This window comes from Sedimentitalea sp., assembly GCF_039973035.1.
Lineage (GTDB): Bacteria > Pseudomonadota > Alphaproteobacteria > Rhodobacterales > Rhodobacteraceae > Sedimentitalea.
This window is the reverse complement of sequence record NZ_JBDWLR010000020.1, coordinates 22751-40688: the sequence shown is the minus strand read 5'-3', so window position 1 is coordinate 40688 and position 17938 is coordinate 22751. Positions and strand designations below refer to the sequence as shown.

Sequence of the window (17938 nt, the reverse complement as noted above, 5' to 3'; positions counted from 1 at the left end):
CTCAGTACTGTGGAGGCGGCGGCAGAGTCGTGCAATCGACCTGCTCCGCTCGGGTATAGGACAAGCGATCCAGCACAGCACGCTGTCCGCAGTTTGTCTTCTTGCAGGCGTGGTTGGCATCGGTCACGCGAATCCCGCCCTCGGGCGTGATGCCAAGGCCAAGGCGACAGGCCTGATCCTGATAGGTCCAGCCGTTTGAATTTGGCTGGGCCTTGCCCTGAATGAGACAGGTATGGCCATTGGTCTGCCAGCTCTCGAGACGAAAATCCGCAACGCCGCTGGCACCGACATAGATACGCAAATCATCCGCATCCTTTCGATAGCAATAGCTGCCGGTCGTCGGGGATGCGGCACTGGGGGCGGGTTTCGGTGTGCAGGGTATCAGCGAGACGCGCCAGCCGGGGCCTGCAATGTCGTCGATCCGCATGAACCCGTCCTCGGAAATAAAATCATAAACGATCTGTGCGGGTTGCCCAAAGGTCATAAATGATGCGGTGACGGTTGGTCGATCTGGCTCGCCAGTGCTTGACAGTGACAGCGTGCGTGCAATCTCTTGCGGATCAAGGTCCTGGCCGGGAATATCGAGCGCAAAATCCAGACAGGCGGTGGCGAGATCGTTGCCATAGCTGTCATTTGCCTCAAAGAACGCCACCATACGCCGTGAAAAGAACTGTGCACGCTGCGCCGGTGCTGTCAGGTGATGAATGCCAGTCGAGGGCCCCGTTTGGGCGTGAGACTGATAGACCCAGCGAATGATGTCTTCGGGCGTCTGTGCCAGCGCCGCCGTCGTTGCGGACCCGGCCCAGAGCAGCGCGGCCACCAATCTTGTTTTCCACCACATCTCAAGCGCCCCCTGCCTTTACCGCACCTACGATACCCCGACCTCTTGGCCGAACAAGGGCTTCTTTGCAGGCAGGTTCTGGTTTTCTCGCGGCGAAACCCAGACGCGCTCTTGCCCATGGCGCGTTCCTGGGCAATCGTGCGCGGCAATGGAAATTGGTCCGTATCTTTTGCTCGCCTCGCTGGAAGGTGCCGTTACCGCCGCCGTGCTGGCTCTCACCGCGGTGGGCCTGTCGCTGGTCTTTGGCGTCATGCGCGTGGTCAATGTGGCGCATGGCGAATTCTTCATGCTGGGTGCGGTGCTGGCGTGGTGGATCACCAGCATGATCGCCGGGCATCCGGCCATCGGCTTTGCCATTGCGCTGGTGCTGGTACCTGTGCTTGTCGGTGGACTGGCGGCGCTGGCGGATATGACGATCCTGAAACGCATCACCTATGATCCCGAACGGACCATCGTCGCAACAATCGGGATTCTCTATATTATTCAACAGGTCACACTTATGACCTATGGTCCCGATGCGCGCCCGGTGGAGCCGCCGTTCAACACACGCCTTGCGCTCCCGTGGTTTGAATTTGTTGACGGCAAGCCGCAGCTTTATTGGCCCTGGGGTCTTTCGACGACGACCTACAAGCTCGGCGTGATCGCGGCTGCGGGACTGGTTCTGGTTGGTGTCTGGTTGATCATGGCGCGCAGCAAAATTGGCCTGATCATGCGCGCCACGCAGCTTGACCGTGATATGGCGCTCGCCTTCGGGATCCCGGTCGAGCGTGTCTATGCATTGGTCTTTGGCCTTGGGGCAGGACTGGCGGCACTGGCGGCGGTACTGATCGTGCCGATTCAACAGGCGCATTACCTGATGGGGGGCGATCCGTTGTTGCTGTCGTTCATCGTGGTGATCATTGGTGGGTTGGGCAGCTTGCCGGGCACCGTGGTCGCGGCGATCCTGATCGGCTTGTCAGATGGTATCATCTCGGTGTTCTTCTCGCCAACGCTTGCCAAGATCCTCGCCACTTTGCTGGTGGCATTGGTGCTGGTCTTTCGTCCGCAAGGCCTGTTCGGGGTGCGCAAGGCATGAGCGACGCCACCAAGACGCTGATCCTGCATGGCGGGCTGCTGGTCTTGCTGTTTGCGCTGCAATTCGTGCTGCCCGCGTATCATCACGGCAATCTTGCGCGGATCATGGTGCTCGCCAGCTATGCGATCGGCTTCAATGTGCTCTTTGGCTATACCGGGCTGCTCAGCCTTGGCCACGCACTGTTCTTTGCGGCTGGCATGTATGGCATGGGGCTCGCCGTCCGCCACTTTGGTTTCTCCCCGGCGCCAGCGCTGATCAGCGGTGTGCTGGTCGGGGTGGTCGTGTCCGCGATCGCCGGCGTGCTGGCGTTGCGCACGGTCGGAGTCGGCTTCATGATCGTGACGCTGATGTTCGCGCAGGCGGGGTATCTCACGATACTCTACTTTGGCGAATACACGCGCGGTGACGAAGGGTTCGTGATTCAACAGGCCGAGCGAATGCTCTGGGGTCTGGACCTGTCTGATCCGACCAATCGCTATTATGCCGCGTTCTCCCTGTTCGCCATCTGTCTGTTGCTCACGCTTTGGCTTGTGCGCGCTCCGTTTGGCAAGGTTTTGGTGGCAATCCGGGAAAACGAAGAACGGGCACGCATGCTGGGGTATGACGTGTTCGCGCACAAGCTGGCGGCGGTTGTGGTATCGGGTACGCTTTCGGCGGCGGCGGGCGCGGTTTACGGTCTGCTTTTTGGCTATGTGGGTGCCAGTTTCGCGTCGGTGCAATATTCGATCTTTCCGTTGCTCTGGGTGCTCTTGGGCGGAGCAGGCACGGTGCTGGGACCGTTCATCGGCACCTTGTTCATGTTTTATCTGATCGACCTCTCAAGCGGCATCACCACGGCCTATATGCTGATTGCTGGGGTGGTTCTGGTGGCGCTGACCCTGTTTGCACCACAGGGGCTGATGGGTGAGGTTCGCAAACGCCTGTGGCGGGGACTGCCATGACCCTGTTGGCGACGCGCGGCTTGTCCAAGCAGTTTGCAGGTCTGCATGCGGTCCAAGATGTCGACTTTGATCTGCCAAAGGGGCAAATCCGGGCGCTGATCGGTCCAAACGGGGCGGGCAAGACAACCTTCGTCGGCATGCTATGCGGGCGGATCGAACCGTCGTCAGGTACCGTTCGGTTTGATGATCAGGACATTTCAGCGCTGCCAGCGCATAAACGCATCAATCTGGGTATGGCCTATACGTTTCAAATCACGTCGGTCTTTGCCAATCTCACGATTGCCGAGAATGTCGCGCTGGCCGCACGGCGACGAATGCGCGGCGCAGCGGTGGACGCGGCAGTGGCAGAGGCGCTGGAGCGTGTTGGCCTGAATGAGCCACCCAACCAGAATGCGGGAGATCTGTCCTATGGCCACCAACGTCTGCTGGAAATCGCGATGGGGGTGGTGCAACAGCCACGTCTGCTCATACTGGATGAACCGACTCAGGGGCTCGCCGACAGCGAGATCGACGCGTTCAAGGCGCTGATCCGGGACCTGTCCGCCAGCGCCACGATCCTGCTCATCGAACACAACATGGCGGTGGTCATGGAAACCGCCGACAAGATTACGGTTCTGAATTTCGGTCGGGTCCTGGCCGAAGGCACCCCGACCGAGATTCGCGCCGACAAGGCGGTGCAATCCGCCTATCTGGGAACCGGCTGATGTTGGAGGTCTCTGCCATCAACGTCGCCTATGGCCATGCCCAGATCCTGCGCGATCTGACATTTTCGGTCAAAGCTGGCGAAATCCTCTGCCTGCTGGGCCGGAACGGGGCTGGCAAGACCACGACGATGAAGGCGATCATGGGCCTGTTGCCGCTGCTTTCGGGTGAAATTCGTCTTGATGGCCAATCCATCAGCGGTCTACCTGCGCATCAAATTCCGAAGGGGGGTATCGGGTATATTCCTCAGGGGCGGAGACTGTTCACCGAACTAACTGTGTCTCAAAACCTCGAAATCGGTCTGATGGCGCGCGGCTCTGGTCCCGAGGTGCTGGAAGACGTGCTCGCGCTTTTCCCGCGCCTGCGCGAACGCTATCACCAGCACGCGGAAACGCTGTCTGGTGGGGAACAGCAGATGCTGGCCACGGCCCGAGCGTTGTGTTTGCGGCCCAAGGTGTTGCTGCTGGACGAGCCCACCGAAGGGTTGCAGCCTTCGATGATCGACGCGATCCGCGAGGTCATCACCGTGATGCGCGACCGGGGCGTTGCGATCCTGCTGGTCGAACAGCGCGTGGATGCAGTGCTGTCTGTTGCCGACCGCGTGGCGTTCATCGAGAACGGCCAGAATCTTGAAACGCTGGACGCGGAGGTGCTGCGCAACGATCACGCGATACTGGAGCGCCACCTCGGTGTCTGAGGCCTAGCGCAGCTTGGACAGCAAGCGCAGGAAGTCCGTCTGTTCCGCGTCGCTGAGCGGAGCCAATGTTTCTGCGGTAATCCCATGTGCCAGCGGGGCCAGTGCGCGAAAGGCCGCCAGCCCCTCGGTCGTCGCCGTCAAATGCACGCGCCGCTGGTCGTCTGGATCCGGTGACGAGGCGACATAGCCCCTGCGCCGCAAACGGTCGACCACGCCCTTGATCGTCGCCGCGTCCATTGCCGTCGCCCGCCCCAGGGCATTCTGAGACACCCGCCCCAACGCACAAAGCTGTGCCAGCGCGGCAAACTGCATCGGCGTCAGGTCGGGGATGTGTCGGGCAAAGATGGCCAGATGCCGCTGATTGGCTTGCCGCATGATGAAACCGACCTGTTGTTCCAGCACGTATTCCGCGTCTTTGCTTGGCTGCTGATCCATTCAGGCGCCCTCCGCAGGGGTTTTTGTTGACAGGTCGCGGATGCTTCCGCAAAATCCATTTGTACACTAACAACTTTGCGATCCCAACAGCCAAGGATTTGTCGTGCCCAGCTACTACCGGCCCGCCACACTGACCGACGCGCTCGGCGTGCTGGCTGAAACGGGCGCGGTGATTGCCGCAGGGTGTACCGATCTCTTTCCGTCGACGGATAGGCAAGAATTGGCTGGGCCGGTGCTGGACATAACGGCGATCACCGGATTGCGCGGTGTGTCGCGCACAGACGCAGGTTGGCGTATCGGCGCGACAACAACGTGGAGCGATCTGCTTGCCGCAGAATTGCCGCCTGCTTTCACCATGCTGAAAGAGTCGGCGGCCGAGGTCGGCTCGGTTCAGATTCAGAACGCGGGAACGGTTGCAGGCAACCTCTGCAATGCGTCGCCAGCAGCGGACGGTGTGCCGCCGCTCTTGGCGCTGGATGCAGAGGTGGAATTGACCGGTGCGAACGGCGCGCGCCGCCTGCCGCTCGCTCGTTTTTTGACCGGCGTGCGGCAGACACAACGCCGCACAGATGAGCTGCTGACGGCGGTGCTCGTGCCTGAAGCGGCAACGCGAGGCTCAAGCCGGTTCCTGAAACTTGGCGCTCGGAAATACCTTGTGATTTCCATCGCAATGGTTGCGGTTCGGCAGCATGTCGTGGATGGGGCTATTGAGGATATCGCGCTGGCTGTGGGGTCTTGCAGCGCCGTGGCCGTGCGATTGCGCGATCTGGAACGCAGGTTGATCGGGTGCCCTGTCGACGGACTATCAGATCTTGTGACCGACGCCGAGGCGGCCTCTTGTCTTTCACCGATCTCTGACATCCGTGCCGACGGCCCCTATCGGGCCGGTGCCGCCTCCGAGCTTTTGCGGCGCGCGCTGGACGATTTGGGGGATAGGCCATGAAAGACGTCGCAAACCCGCACATGACCGTCAACGGTACGCCGGTCACGCTTAACTGTGCGCCGGGGCGGCGGTTGTCGGATGTACTGCGCATCGATCTGGGCCTGACCGGAACAAAGGTTGGCTGTGACGCGGGGGATTGCGGGGCCTGCACCGTGCTAATGGATGGCGCGCCGGTCTGTGCCTGCCTGACCCCGGTGGCTCACGCTCGGGATGCGCGTATCGAAACGGTCGAAGGTCTGTCTCGCGATGGGACGCTCTATGCCTTGCAACAGGCGTTTCAGCGTCACGGCGCAGCGCAATGCGGCATCTGTACCCCGGGCATGTTGATGGCGGCGACAGCGCTTTTGCGCAATCAGCCTACACCGACGCGGGAAGAGGTCGAAGCGGCGCTTGGTGGAGTGCTGTGTCGCTGTACAGGGTACGCCAAGATCATCTCGGCGGTGATGGACGCAAACCAAGCCGGTGGAGCCAGTTCGCCAGAAACGGGTGCGGCGATTGGGGCGCGGCTTCCTCGGGTTGACGGGGCTGCAAAGGTTGCAGGGACTGAGATGTTCGGGGCCGATCATGTTCCGCCCGATGCCCTCTTGGTGCGCGCCATTCGATCTCCACACGCAGCTGCGCGGTTCAGCTTTGGCGACATCGCGGGCTGGGTGGCGGCGCAGCCCGGCGATCTGCACGTGTTTACTGCCGCTGATCTTCCCGGCGAGAACAGCTTTGGCGTGATTCCACAGTTTGCCGACCAACCGGCGCTGGCCGAGGACCATGGGCGGATGCGGGGAGAGGCCGTGGCCATCGTCGCGGGGGATGCCGCGGTGATGGAAACGCTCGATCTTGGCAGCTTTCCGGTGACGTGGCAGGTGACCGATGATCTCGCCACGTCCGAAGCGTCACAACAGCCGGACGCGCCTCTGATCTACCCGGGTCGCGAGGGCAACATCCTGATTACCGGCAAAGTGTGCCGGGGCGATCCCGAAGGTGCTATTGCAAATGCGGCACATGTGGGTGCCTTGGAATTTCGGACGTCCCATGTGGAACACGCCTATATCGAACCCGAAGCCGGGGTCGCCTGGATGGACAGGGGTACACTGGTCATTCAGGCCTGCACCCAGGCACCGGTCATGGACCGCGACGACACTGCCCGGGTTCTCGGGCTCGCACCCGAGCAGGTGCGTATTATCCCGTCTGCCACCGGCGGCGGATTCGGGTCCAAACTGGACCTGTCATTGCAGCCCCTGATTGGTCTAGTCGCGTTAAAGACAGGGCGTCCCGCACGCATGGTCTATACCCGCGCGGAAAGCATGCGTTCGACTACAAAGCGGCACCCGGCCAAGATGACCGCACGTATTGCGGCGGACGCGCAAGGCCACGTGACCGGCATGAAATTTGATGGTGATTTTGATACCGGGGCCTATGCCAGCTGGGGACCGACGGTCGCCGTCAGGGTGCCGGTGCATGCGTCAGGTCCTTACCGGGTCCCACATTACCACGCCGAGGCGCGCGCCGTGCATACCAACGGACCGGTGTCCGGCGCGTTTCGAGGCTTTGGTGTGCCGCAGGCGGCGATCGTGCAGGAAACGCTGTTTGATGAGCTAGCGGAAAAGGCCGGAATAGACCGGCTTGCGTTCCGGCGGCTCAACGCATTGCAGGATGGTGATCTGTCAGTCTGTGGTCAGCAATTGCAGGGTGTCGGAATCGCGGACTGTCTTGACGCATTGAAAGACCCTTGGGCGTCGGCCGTGCGCAAGGCGGCAGAGTTGAATGCGCAAGGGGGTGCTGTCCGGCGTGGTATCGGCGTGGCGTCGTGCTGGTATGGTTGCGGCAATACCGCCTTACCTAACCCTTCGACCGTTCGTCTGGGGATCACGCCGGACGGGCGACTGGTTCTGCATCAGGGGGCCACGGATATCGGGCAGGGATCAAACACCGTGATCGCGCAGATTTGCGCCGACGCGGTGGGTCTGCCGGTCGAGCAGGTCGATTTGGTCGGCCCGGATACCGCGCTGACGCCCGATTGCGGCAAAACCTCGGCGTCCCGTCAAACGGTGATTACCGGCAAGGCGGCGATGCTGTCCGGAGCGGCTCTGAGGGCTGATATTCTGGCGCGCAGCAACATGGGCGATGACGCAAAGATTTCGCTTGTTGGCACCACGCTGCTGGTGACCGAAGGCGCGGGTCGGCGCATGATTGATCTGACGGGTTTGCCGGTTGACGCGCATGGCTATGTGCTTATGGCCGAGCAGAGCTATGATCCACCGACAGCGCCTCTGGATGACAACGGGCAGGGTCGTCCTTATGCGGTCTATGGCTATGGGGCGCAGTTGGTGGAACTGGATGTCGACATGGCATTGGGAACGGTGAAGGTGCAGCGGATCACAGCGGCGCATGATCTGGGACGGGTGATCAATCCGCTGCTGGCCGAAGGACAGATCGAAGGCGGCATCGCGCAGGGCTTGGGCATGGCGTTGATGGAGGAATACATCCCCGGTCGCACCGAAAACCTGCATGACTATCTGATCCCCACCACCGGTGACATGCCGGAAATCCAATCGATCCTGATCGAGAAGCCCGACCCCGAAGGCCCAATGGGTGCCAAAGGGTTGGGCGAACATGTTCTGATCCCGACGGCGCCGGCAATCCTGAACGCGATCCGTGATGCAAGCGGCGCGCGGCTCACGCAATTGCCGGCACTGCCGCACCGGGTGCTGGCGGCAATCCGCGCCGCGCAAGAGGGGGCGGCGGATGGATAGCAAACGCACGATACCGGCGGACAAGATACGCTGCGATGCCTGCCCGGTCATGTGCTTTATCGCCGAGGGCAAGGTTGGGGCATGTGATCGCTATGCCAACCAGAACGGGCGGATCATCCGCTGTGATCCGCTGACCGTCTTGGATCGGCGGATCGAGCAGGGCGGCGAAATCCGCCCGTTTCTCAAATCCGACTGGGACGGCGATTTGGTTGCCGGTGATGATCTGTTCGTGACCGCAATCGGGTCCGGCACCACCTATCCCGATTACAAACCGGCGCCGTTTATCGTCAGCCGCGAAATTGACGGGGTGGATTTTGTCACCGTCGTGACCGAGGCGATTTTTTCCTATTGTGGGGTCAAGGTAAAGATCGACACCGACCGACATATCGGGCGCGAAGGTGCGGTGGTGCGGTCCAAGGGCGAGCCTGTCGGCCTCATGATCACGTCTGAATATGGCAGCCAGATGATGAGCCTGGGCGGCGTCGACCACCTGACCGGAGCCAGCAAACCCGAAGGCCGCGTAACCTGCGATACGCTGAAGCGGCTGTGCAATCGCGAGGCCGTGGAACTGGTCGTGGATGGCGGCGCAGCGGTCATTGTTCAGGCTGGACAGGCCCCGGTTGTCGATGGTCACCGGGAAGAACGGATGCGGGTCGGTTGCGGGTCGGCTACCATCGGGATGTTTGCGGTGCAGTGGCAGGGGCTGGTGGACGAGGTGGTTGTCGTTGATGATCACATCACCGGCGTGGTCAGCGAACATCAGGCGGGCAAGGTTCTGGGCTGGCCCGACACCGGCATACGCATCAAGGGACGGCGCTCGACACCGGGGCGGTATTTTCAGGTCGCTGAACCGGGGCTTGGCTGGGGCGGGACAGATGTGCAGGATCCGCTGACCATTCTGGGCGACTGGAACCCCAAGAAGGGCGCGCGGCCCGGTCTGACCCTGTTGATGGTTTCGACCACGGGTGAGCAATACGGATATTACGTGCTGGATGACGATCTTGTCCCGCAACCCGCAGCGTTGCCCAAGGCGCTGAGCCCGTCGGTTGATCTGATCGCCGAGAACTGCGAACCGGCGCTATGCACCGTGATGTTCATGGGCGGCGCGGGCGGGTCCTTGCGCTCGGGTGTCACGAAGAACCCGGTGCAGCTGACCCGTTCCGTTCAGGCGCTCAAGACGCAGGTGACGGTGGGCGGCGCCCCGGCCTATGTCTGGCCGGGAGGTGGCATCACCCTGATGGCGGATGTAACGCAGATGCCGGACAATGCATTTGGCTATGTGCCGACACCTGCAATCGTCGCGCCGTTGGAATTCACGGTGAGCCGCGCCGATTATCAGGTGCTGGGTGGGCATGACGGGTCGGTTCGCACCGTTGATGACGTGCTGGAACATGGCGGCGAATATGGCTCTGGTGCGCGCGCCGTGGCCATGGATCACGGCTGAGATGCAGGTGCCGCAGATAACTGTCCTGCATGATGGGCATAGACTGCACTTCCATCACGGGCCCATTGATCTGATCGTCGAGGCGACGGGGACTGGGCGCGAGGCAGGGCTAAGCCGTGCGGCGGGTCGGTTTCACACTGTTCTGTCAGAACTAGTGTCAGAACTGGAGGCCCTGCGCCATCCCATCAACGAAGTTCACCCGGTAACGGGCAGGATTGCGTTGGCCATGCAACACGCAGCGGCACGACATCTGCCGGGCTTTGTCACCCCAATGGCGGCCGTCGCGGGTGCGGTCGCGGATGAAATTTTGCGCCAGATCTGCGCCGAGGGCGACGTTTGTCGCGCCTATGTCAATAATGGCGGTGACATCGGCTTTCACCTATCGCCGGGAGAGAGCTTTACCGCTGTGATCGCAGCAGGGTCTGACACGCAGATCACGCTTTACTCCAACAGCCCGGTACGTGGCATCGCGACCTCGGGATGGCGAGGGCGCAGCCATTCGCTGGGGATTGCCGACAGCGTGACGGTGCTGGCTGAGACTGCCGCGCAAGCAGATGTGGCGGCTACTCTGATCGCCAACGCAGTGGACCTGCCGGGGCATCCCGCAGTTCAACGCGTGCCGGCCAACGATATGGCACCGGACAGCGATCTGGGTATGCGGCTTGTGACCGTGGATGTCGGTGCGCTATCGCCTCACGACATTGCAACGGCGCTGGACGCTGGCGAGCGCTATGCGGCACGCTGCCTATCGCGCGGGCACATCATTGCGGCCTATCTGCAACTTGGCGAGACCTACCGCGTGGTTGGCGCGCCCGAACTGCTGACACAGCCTGAAAAGGATCGACTTCATGCCTGATTTCACCCTGCGAAAGACGATGATCTTTATCGAGGATATTCACCATGATGGCGGGCCTGCGCCCGCACTGCCCAGACGTCGCGCCGCAATTGTGGCGCTGGTACGCAATCCTTTTGCCGGGGGCTACGCCGCTGATCTGCAATCTGCGATGGACGATCTGAAACCACTCGGATTGCAGATGACAGATCGATTGATTGAGGCGATGGGCGGGCCTGACGGTATCGACGGGTATGGCAAGGCTGCCCTTGTTGGTGAGGGCGGGGAACTGGAGCATACGGCGCTGTGGCATGTGCCCGGTGGCTATGCGATGCGAGAACGGTTGGGTGAGGCCAAGGCGATTGTTCCATCCTCGATGAAAATGGGCGGCGTTGGGACCCGGATCGACATTCCGCTCGGCCACATCAATGCTGCCTATGTGCGCAGTCATTTTGACGGGATGGAAGTTGGCGTACCCGATGGACCACGCGCGACAGAATTGCTGTTTGCGCTGGCGATGGCGCGAGGGCCGCGCATTCATCACCGGATGGGCGGGCTTCAGGCCGAGGACGTCAAAGGCGAGGACGGCCTGCGCTGATCACCCCTTGAGGTCGGCCCGCATCAGCCCTAACGATACGTCGTCGGGGTTGGCGGCAATCGCACGATCCACCGTTTCCAGTGCCGCGTCGCGGTCGCCAAGCGCGGCATGGATTCGAACCATCATCGTCCAGGCCTGCACCAATTGCGGGTCCATTTCGACGGCCTCGCCGAACGCACCCAGTGCTGCGGGCATGTTGCGTGTGGTCAGGCCGATGCCTGCCAAAACCATCTGGATCTCGGGGAAATCGGCATTGGCATATAGCGCTCGCTGCCATTCTGTCATCGCGCTGTTCAGAGCCTTGGTATAGCTGTCAGGCATATGCGCCACGCGCAGGGCGAGGAATTCACGTGCTGCGGCAATGCGAACCGATTTCACCGGATCGCTCAGCAGATCAACGATGCGGCTCAGGATATCTGTCTGCCCGGCTGCGCGTTGCACAGGGATCGCGGCGGCGCGCACAAGGGGGTCGGGATCGGACAGCACCGGAACCATGCGGGCGGCGATCTCTGGCGTGCTGGCCTGTGCCAACAGGTCGAGCGCGCTGGCACGTACGATGCCGGGCAGATCGCCATGTTCTACGATACCGATCAGCCCTTCGATTTGACCCGCAGGATTCTGGCGAGCCGGGGCGATCACCTGCGAGAAATGCGGGCCGCGATGGCTGCTGTCAGGATACCATTCGGCGACAGCCTCTGCTGCCCACTGCGCGGAGTTTTCGGCGTGGCAATCGGTGCACGCGTTGGGCGCACCCGTTTCTGCCGTAAGGTCAGGGCGCGGCACGCGGAATGAATGATCGCGCCGCCCGTCGATGCCCATATAGACCCGTTCGATCATATGGCAGCTTTTGCATTGTGCGCCTTCGCTGCCTGTTTCATGGAAATGGTGGCTGGGGTCGTCATAAAGTGCTGTGCGCAGTGAGGGGAAACGCTCATTGCCAGCGGGCGAATGGCATTGGGTACATACGGCGTTGCCCTCGGCCACGCGCTCGCCGGTATGGGCGTTGTGGCAATCGGTACAGGCGACGCCATTTGCGTACATCTTGGATTGCAAGAACGAGCCATAGACATAGACTTCGTCAAGAATCTGACCATCCGGATGGTACTGCGCGGGCCGCAGAGTCGACAATCGATAGGCATCGTGAAACGGGGTGCCGGGCAGGGGATTGCCCTGACCAAAGGGTTCACGCCGGGAATGACAGCCTGCGCATTGCTGAATCTGTGCTTCGGCTCCGGCATTGAAATCCATCGTCAGTCCGAATTCGGACAGGTGGTTCCACTGTGCGGGGTCATAAGCGTCATTCGCCAGTGCCCAATCCCGATGCGCCGCGCCCGGGCCGTGGCAGGCCTCGCAACCGACACCGATCTCGGACTGGGTGCTGGCATAGCTGTCGGCGCTGGCATCATAGTTCTTTTTGAAATCGGTCGCATGGCATTCCGCGCAGCGGCCGTTCCAGTTCTTGTAGGGACCGGACCAGTGCATCCCGTTGCCCGGCGGCAAGTCCTGATCCGGGTAGAGGTGGTACCAGCGCTTACCCTCGGCATCCCAGACCAGATCAAAGGATTGCTGACGACCGGGTTCGGTTTCGAGTAGATATTGCTGCAGCGGCGCGATCCCGATGACACCGGTGACGGGGAGGGTCGCAAGTTCACCATCCGGCCCTGCGGTCTCGATGGCCGGGCCGGTTGATGGGTTCAGGAAACGCGCTTCCAATCCTCCGGGAGCAATCGTTTGGCCGCTGAAATCGCCAAGAACGTGATCGCCATCGGGCGCGGTCCAAGCCAGTTGGTGGTGTGAACCAGTCCACGCCTCAGTCTCGTCAGCGTGGCAGTCGGCGCAGGCATCGCTGCCGATATAGGCAGGATGATCCGTGGCTTGTTGCGCCGACACCGCGTCCGGGATGGTCGCAATCATTAGAGCTGTGAACGTCCAGGTGAGAAGGTCGCGCATTGCTGTCCCTGCTTGTTTTGGCCGTTATCCGCGGTCTTGTCGTTGGGTACAAGCCGCTTCCGGGTGTCCGACGCAAGTAACGTAGGTGCTCAGGATCTGCTGAACGCGAGGAGCTTGTCGTGATTTGTCACGCGCACCCTGCCATATCCCAACTCGATCAAACCATTGTTCTCAAGCCGTTTGAGCAATCGGCGAATGGTTGGCAGTGACATCGCGTTCTGCATACCGATCTGTTCTTGCGAGACCTCAATCCAGTTGCCGGATTTTGGCAAACCGTCATTGGAAAAGAGCAGCCAGGCCGCAAGGCGGCGGGTATTGTCGGGTATCGCGAGGTTGGCCATGATGCGCATCGACGTCGCCATGTTCCGATGTGACAGTGCATAGAACATGCTGATCAATTCCGGCTCGACCCTGACCAGTTCATGCAGACGTGATTGTGGCAAGAACCAGCTGGACACGTCTGTCGCTGCCGACAATGAAACGAGCCGTGTCGCTTTGGAAAACAGTGCGAGATCGCCGACCCAAAAGCCAGGTCTGCCAACATAGCAGTCATAGATCGTGCCTGCGTCGCTTGGAATCGACACGGTGACCCTGCCGTCGATGATTCCATAGATACCGTCTGAGGTATCTCCGAGGCGATAGAGGGTGTCAAAGGCTGAAAACTTGCGTGGGCGACCACAGGCCAGAACCTTGCTGCGCACCGATTCCGGATAGGACGAGAGCCAGCCATGGCTCTGGAAAACGGTGTTTGCGGTCTTAAGCTCCAGTGTCATAAAAAATTTTTGTCAGAAACCGCTCAAATGATCAATTCCGAAAATTGCAATTCATGTCACAACGCATGGGGGACTTCGTAAATGATGAATTAGCGCTGGGTTGAGTTTGGTATGTCTGGCGACAAGTGTTGCGCACGCGTTCAAGTGTGCCCCGTTCACAGGCATCGTCGCGCAAGCGCGAAACACAACCCCTCAAAAACAAAGCGCCCCATAACGGGCCTCGAATAAAAAAAGCAGCTACGACCAAGGAGAATTGCTTATGAAAACAGAAACCTCACCTTCTGGGCGTTGGTTACGTCCGCTAAAACAAGCTGCTGCGGTTGCGTGCGCCGTAACGTTGGCCGCGCCCGCCTGGGCGCAGGAAGATAAACCGAACATTCTGGTGATCTGGGGCGACGATATCGGTCAGTCCAACATCTCGGCCTATACGATGGGGCTGATGGGCTATCAGACGCCGAATATCGACCGTGTCGCCAATGAAGGCATGATCTTTACTGACTATTATGCAGAGCAGTCCTGTACCGCAGGTCGGTCGAGCTTTATCACCGGGCAATCGGTGTTCCGTACCGGTCTGTCCAAGGTTGGCATGCCCGGCGCGAATGAAGGGATGCAGATCGAGGACCCGACCATCGCTGGCCTTCTCAAGGCGCAAGGCTATGCCACTGGTCAGTTCGGCAAGAACCACCTCGGCGATCGCGACGAGATGCTGCCGACAAACAACGGTTTTGACGAGTTTTTCGGCAACCTGTATCACCTGAACGCCGAAGAAGAGCCCGAGCTTGAGGACTATCCGAAGAATCCGGAATTCCGCGAAATGTTCGGCCCGCGCGGCGTTGTGCATTCCTTCGCAGATGGTGAAATTCAGGATACCGGACCGCTGACTAAAAAGCGTATGGAAACCGTTGACGAGGAAACCCTCGGCGGCGCCATCGACTTTATCAAGCGCCAGGAAGAAGCCGGTGTGCCTTGGTTCGTCTGGTGGAACGGCACGCGTATGCACTTCCGCACGCACGTCAAAGAAGAGATGCGCGAACTGGCAGACGAGATCGTTGGCAGCCATGTGGATGAATACCGCGCCGGCATGATCGAGCACGACATGCAGGTGGGTCAGCTTCTCGACCTGCTGGACGAACTCGACATCGCGGACGAGACATTCGTGATGTATTCGACCGACAACGGTCCGCATATGAACAGCTGGCCTGACGCGGCGATGACGCCGTTCCGTGGCGAAAAGAACACCAACTGGGAAGGCGGCTTTCGCGTTCCAGCGATGGTGCGTTGGCCCGGCAACATCGAAGCCGGTCAGGTGTCCAACGAAGTCATGCACCACATGGACTGGCTGCCTACTTTCCTTGCGATGGCGGGCGTTCCTGACATCAAGGAGCAGCTTCTGGAAGGCGTCACCGTGGCCGAAGTTGGCGGCGGTCGTGACTACAAAGTGCACCTGGATGGCTACAACACGTTGCCCTATCTGCTTGGCGAAGAAGACGAAACTCCACGCAAGGAGATCTTCTACTTCTCTGATGACGGTGATCTGACGGCGCTGCGCTATGGTCCTTGGAAAGCGATCTTCCTTGAGCATCGTTTCCCGCAGACCCTGCGCGCCTGGGCTGAGCCTTGGACCGAGCTTCGTATTCCGTTGCTGTTCAACCTGCGTCAGGACCCCTACGAGCGGGCAACGATCACGTCGAACACCTACTACGATTGGTATCTCGATCACGTGTTCCTGCTGCTGCCAGCGGCCGACTATGTGGGCAAGTTCCTCGCCACGTTCGAAGAGTATCCGCCACGGCAAGCACCGGGCAGCTTTACGATCGGCGATGCAAAGGACAAGATCCTGGGGTCGCTCGGCTCCAAGTAAGGGCTTGAAATCAAATTGCGGGCCGTCCCTTTCGGGCGGCCCGTTCTCGTTTCTGGATCAGCGCGTTCCGCGATGATGCAGCACCCGGCCGATGGTATTCATCAACAATTGCGCGGCCAGAATCGCGGTGCTGCCTGTGCGGTCGTAGTCGGGGGCGACCTCGACCAGATCAATGCCGACAATATCGCCGCGCTGCGCCAACCCGTCGATCAGCTCCAGCACTTCGTAATAGAGAAACCCGCCATGGCTGGGCGTGCCGGTACCCGGTGCGATCGAGGGATCGAACGCATCAATGTCGATGCTCAGGTAATAGCGCGCGCCTTCAGGGATGCGATCCAGCATCGCCGCCGTGCCCATGCGCCTTACGTGGCGCACAGACTGGATATCGGACCCCATGCTGCGGGCGTCGACATATCCGTCCCGCGCAGTCGACGAGACATTGCGAATGCCGATCTGGCTGAGGCCCGTGACATAGGGCTTTTCTGCGGCCCGGCGCATCGGGTTGCCATGGCCGAACCGCACGCCGTGTCGTTCATCCACAAAATCCAGATGGGCGTCGATCTGCACCACATGAATCGGAGCCTGATCGTCAAAGGCGTTGATGCAGGGAATGTTGACCGAGTGATCGCCGCCCAGAACCACGGGCAGGGCACCGGCGGCAAGCATCTTGCGCACGCCGTATTCGATGTTTGCATGGCTTTGCAGCGTATCGGTATGGATTATGTCGGCATCACCAATATCGACGATGCTGACCTCGGCGGGATCGAGATAGGTAATGTCGTCTTCGAAATCATAGGCCCCGGCGTGGCCAAACGAGAACAGTGTCGAGGCCTCGCGGATCGCGCGCGGCCCCATGCGGGCGCCGGAACGCCATTGCGCCCCAAAATCAAAGGGCGCCCCCATGATCGCGGCGTCGGCTGTGATCGCATCCCAATCCTGAATGTAGGGATATTTCCCAAAGGTGCATATCCCAACAAATGGCAGGTTCAACCGCCCGCCTTCGTAACCATGTTCTGACATGCAGCCCTCCTGATCTGGTTGCAATATCAGTGGCACGAATGCCGCCGCGCCACAACGCGGCGGCGGTCCGGTCAGATCAGTATAGGGCCACGGGGTTGATGATCATCTGAACAGTGCCGCGAATACGTGCCTGCCCGAGAACAAACATGAACTCGTTCACGCCTTCGCGCAGCAGCGGACCGGTGTTCATGGTCTCCAGCAGATAGACACCGTTTTCCTTGAGCAGAACAACGTGCCCGTAGAATGCGCCATCGCCCTCGGCTGGGGGAATGGGTTCAACACCCCAAGTGTCGGCCCCGACGGCCATCGGATCCAATGATGCGAGATAGCGCGCGCCTTCGACGTTCAGGCCGGGTTCGCCCGAGACCCAAGCGGTTGGATCGCTTTCCAGTTTGCCGTCTGTCCAGCCGGTGTGGAACAGGATCACGTCACCTTTGCCAAGCGTCACGCCCTGGGCTTCGGCGGCAGCCTTGATATCAGCCTCGCCGAAATTGGCACCAGCTTCCATCGTGTCGACCCCGAAATGCTTGGCCATGTCGAGGATCACGCCACGACCGACGAGAGGCGGAATGTCGTGTACGCCCAGCCGGGTCAGGCCGGTGATCGCCGAAATTTCCTTTTCGTCGTTGCAGTTATAGTAATACCCCTTTTCGCCCAGATGCCCCAGCCCGTCGATCTGGCTGCCTATGCCGACCCAGGTTTGCAGTACATCGTCGTTGTAGTTGCCGGGATAGCCGAACTGGTCGAGCTTTTGGCCGCCCTGCTGGTTGGGTTGCACCACCTGAAGGCTGAGAGACCGGGGAGAGAACGCGGGGGTGCTGGAATCGATGACAATGCCAAGAGGCAAGGATTTGCCCTGCTTGATCAGCGCCGCCGCCAAGAGCGTGTTCTCTGGCGTGACGAGGTTGGCCGATCCCAACTGATCGTCTTCGCCCCATTTCGAGGTATGACAATCCTGCGCAACAGCAGCGGTCGCAGAGAAGCAGATGGCGCAGGCGAGGCCCGCAATAAGGTGACTTTGCAATGTGAATCCTCCCAGATTTCCTGCGGAGCGAGAAAATCGCAGGCACAGGCAACCT

Annotated in this window: 16 protein-coding genes; 10 read left to right on the top strand and 6 right to left on the bottom strand. The window is 60.6% G+C overall.

Annotated elements, in window-relative coordinates:
- Position 1: 1 nt before the first annotated feature.
- Positions 2–841: a hypothetical protein gene (locus ABJO75_RS03000; protein WP_348130868.1), complete on the bottom strand. Its 840-nt coding sequence runs from the start codon at positions 839–841 to the stop codon at positions 2–4.
- Positions 842–989: 148 nt separating this feature from the next.
- Between ABJO75_RS03000 and ABJO75_RS02995 the strand changes: the two genes are divergently transcribed.
- Genes ABJO75_RS02995 through ABJO75_RS02980 form a run of 4 tightly spaced genes read left to right on the top strand, consistent with a single transcriptional unit; the run spans position 990 to position 4256 of the window.
- Positions 990–1916, top strand: a complete 927-nt coding sequence (locus ABJO75_RS02995; RefSeq protein ID WP_348130865.1) for a branched-chain amino acid ABC transporter permease — start codon at positions 990–992, stop codon at positions 1914–1916.
- Entirely contained in the window at positions 1913–2857 is a 945-nt protein-coding gene (locus ABJO75_RS02990; RefSeq protein WP_348130862.1) for a branched-chain amino acid ABC transporter permease, read from the top strand. Before ABJO75_RS02995 ends, ABJO75_RS02990 begins: the two co-directional genes overlap by 4 nt.
- Positions 2854–3561, top strand: coding sequence for an ABC transporter ATP-binding protein (locus tag ABJO75_RS02985; RefSeq protein WP_348130860.1), 708 nt, complete (start codon positions 2854–2856; stop codon positions 3559–3561). The genes ABJO75_RS02990 and ABJO75_RS02985 overlap by 4 nt, the downstream gene beginning before the upstream one ends.
- Positions 3561–4256, top strand: a complete 696-nt coding sequence (locus ABJO75_RS02980; RefSeq protein ID WP_348130857.1) for an ABC transporter ATP-binding protein — start codon at positions 3561–3563, stop codon at positions 4254–4256. Before ABJO75_RS02985 ends, ABJO75_RS02980 begins: the two co-directional genes overlap by 1 nt.
- A gap of 3 nt (positions 4257–4259) precedes the next feature.
- Here the strand turns inward: ABJO75_RS02980 and ABJO75_RS02975 are convergent, their stop codons facing one another.
- Complete coding sequence (locus ABJO75_RS02975; RefSeq protein WP_348130854.1) at positions 4260–4691, bottom strand: MarR family transcriptional regulator; 432 nt, start codon at positions 4689–4691, stop codon at positions 4260–4262.
- A gap of 103 nt (positions 4692–4794) precedes the next feature.
- Here ABJO75_RS02975 and ABJO75_RS02970 point away from each other — a divergent pair, with 103 nt between their 5' ends.
- From ABJO75_RS02970 to ABJO75_RS02950, 5 genes are read left to right on the top strand one after another with little or no spacing between them, the layout of a single operon-like run.
- Positions 4795–5634 (top strand): FAD binding domain-containing protein, encoded by an 840-nt coding sequence (locus tag ABJO75_RS02970; RefSeq protein ID WP_348130851.1) that lies wholly within the window; start codon positions 4795–4797, stop codon positions 5632–5634.
- The gene (locus ABJO75_RS02965) at positions 5631–8381 is read left to right on the top strand and encodes a molybdopterin cofactor-binding domain-containing protein (RefSeq protein WP_348130848.1); all 2751 of its coding nucleotides are present in this window, start codon (positions 5631–5633) and stop codon (positions 8379–8381) included. The genes ABJO75_RS02970 and ABJO75_RS02965 overlap by 4 nt, the downstream gene beginning before the upstream one ends.
- Positions 8374–9825 carry a 6-hydroxynicotinate reductase gene (locus ABJO75_RS02960; protein WP_348130846.1) on the top strand — a complete coding sequence of 484 codons (1452 nt, stop codon included), beginning with the start codon at positions 8374–8376 and terminating at the stop codon, positions 9823–9825. Before ABJO75_RS02965 ends, ABJO75_RS02960 begins: the two co-directional genes overlap by 8 nt.
- The gene (locus ABJO75_RS02955) at positions 9785–10681 is read left to right on the top strand and encodes a UPF0280 family protein (RefSeq protein ID WP_348130843.1); all 897 of its coding nucleotides are present in this window, start codon (positions 9785–9787) and stop codon (positions 10679–10681) included. Before ABJO75_RS02960 ends, ABJO75_RS02955 begins: the two co-directional genes overlap by 41 nt.
- Entirely contained in the window at positions 10674–11255 is a 582-nt protein-coding gene (locus ABJO75_RS02950) for an amino acid synthesis family protein (RefSeq protein ID WP_348130840.1), read from the top strand. The genes ABJO75_RS02955 and ABJO75_RS02950 overlap by 8 nt, the downstream gene beginning before the upstream one ends.
- On the opposite strand, the gene ABJO75_RS02945 is transcribed toward ABJO75_RS02950, so the two are convergent.
- Positions 11256–13205: a multiheme c-type cytochrome gene (locus tag ABJO75_RS02945; RefSeq protein ID WP_348130838.1), complete on the bottom strand. Its 1950-nt coding sequence runs from the start codon at positions 13203–13205 to the stop codon at positions 11256–11258.
- Between the two features lie 89 nt (positions 13206–13294).
- Positions 13295–13978, bottom strand: a complete 684-nt coding sequence (locus tag ABJO75_RS02940; RefSeq protein WP_348130835.1) for a Crp/Fnr family transcriptional regulator — start codon at positions 13976–13978, stop codon at positions 13295–13297.
- 259 nt (positions 13979–14237) lie between these two features.
- Between ABJO75_RS02940 and ABJO75_RS02935 the strand changes: the two genes are divergently transcribed.
- On the top strand, positions 14238–15839 hold the full coding sequence (locus ABJO75_RS02935) for an arylsulfatase (RefSeq protein WP_348130832.1): 1602 nt from the start codon (positions 14238–14240) through the stop codon (positions 15837–15839).
- 57 nt (positions 15840–15896) lie between these two features.
- Here ABJO75_RS02935 and ABJO75_RS02930 read toward each other — a convergent pair whose 3' ends face one another.
- Together ABJO75_RS02930 and ABJO75_RS02925 are read right to left on the bottom strand one after the other, a co-directional pair.
- The gene (locus tag ABJO75_RS02930; protein WP_348130830.1) at positions 15897–16859 is read right to left on the bottom strand and encodes an agmatinase; all 963 of its coding nucleotides are present in this window, start codon (positions 16857–16859) and stop codon (positions 15897–15899) included.
- Positions 16860–16935: 76 nt separating this feature from the next.
- Positions 16936–17883 carry a cyclase family protein gene (locus ABJO75_RS02925; RefSeq protein WP_348130827.1) on the bottom strand — a complete coding sequence of 316 codons (948 nt, stop codon included), beginning with the start codon at positions 17881–17883 and terminating at the stop codon, positions 16936–16938.
- Between the last annotated feature and the right edge of the window lie 55 nt (positions 17884–17938).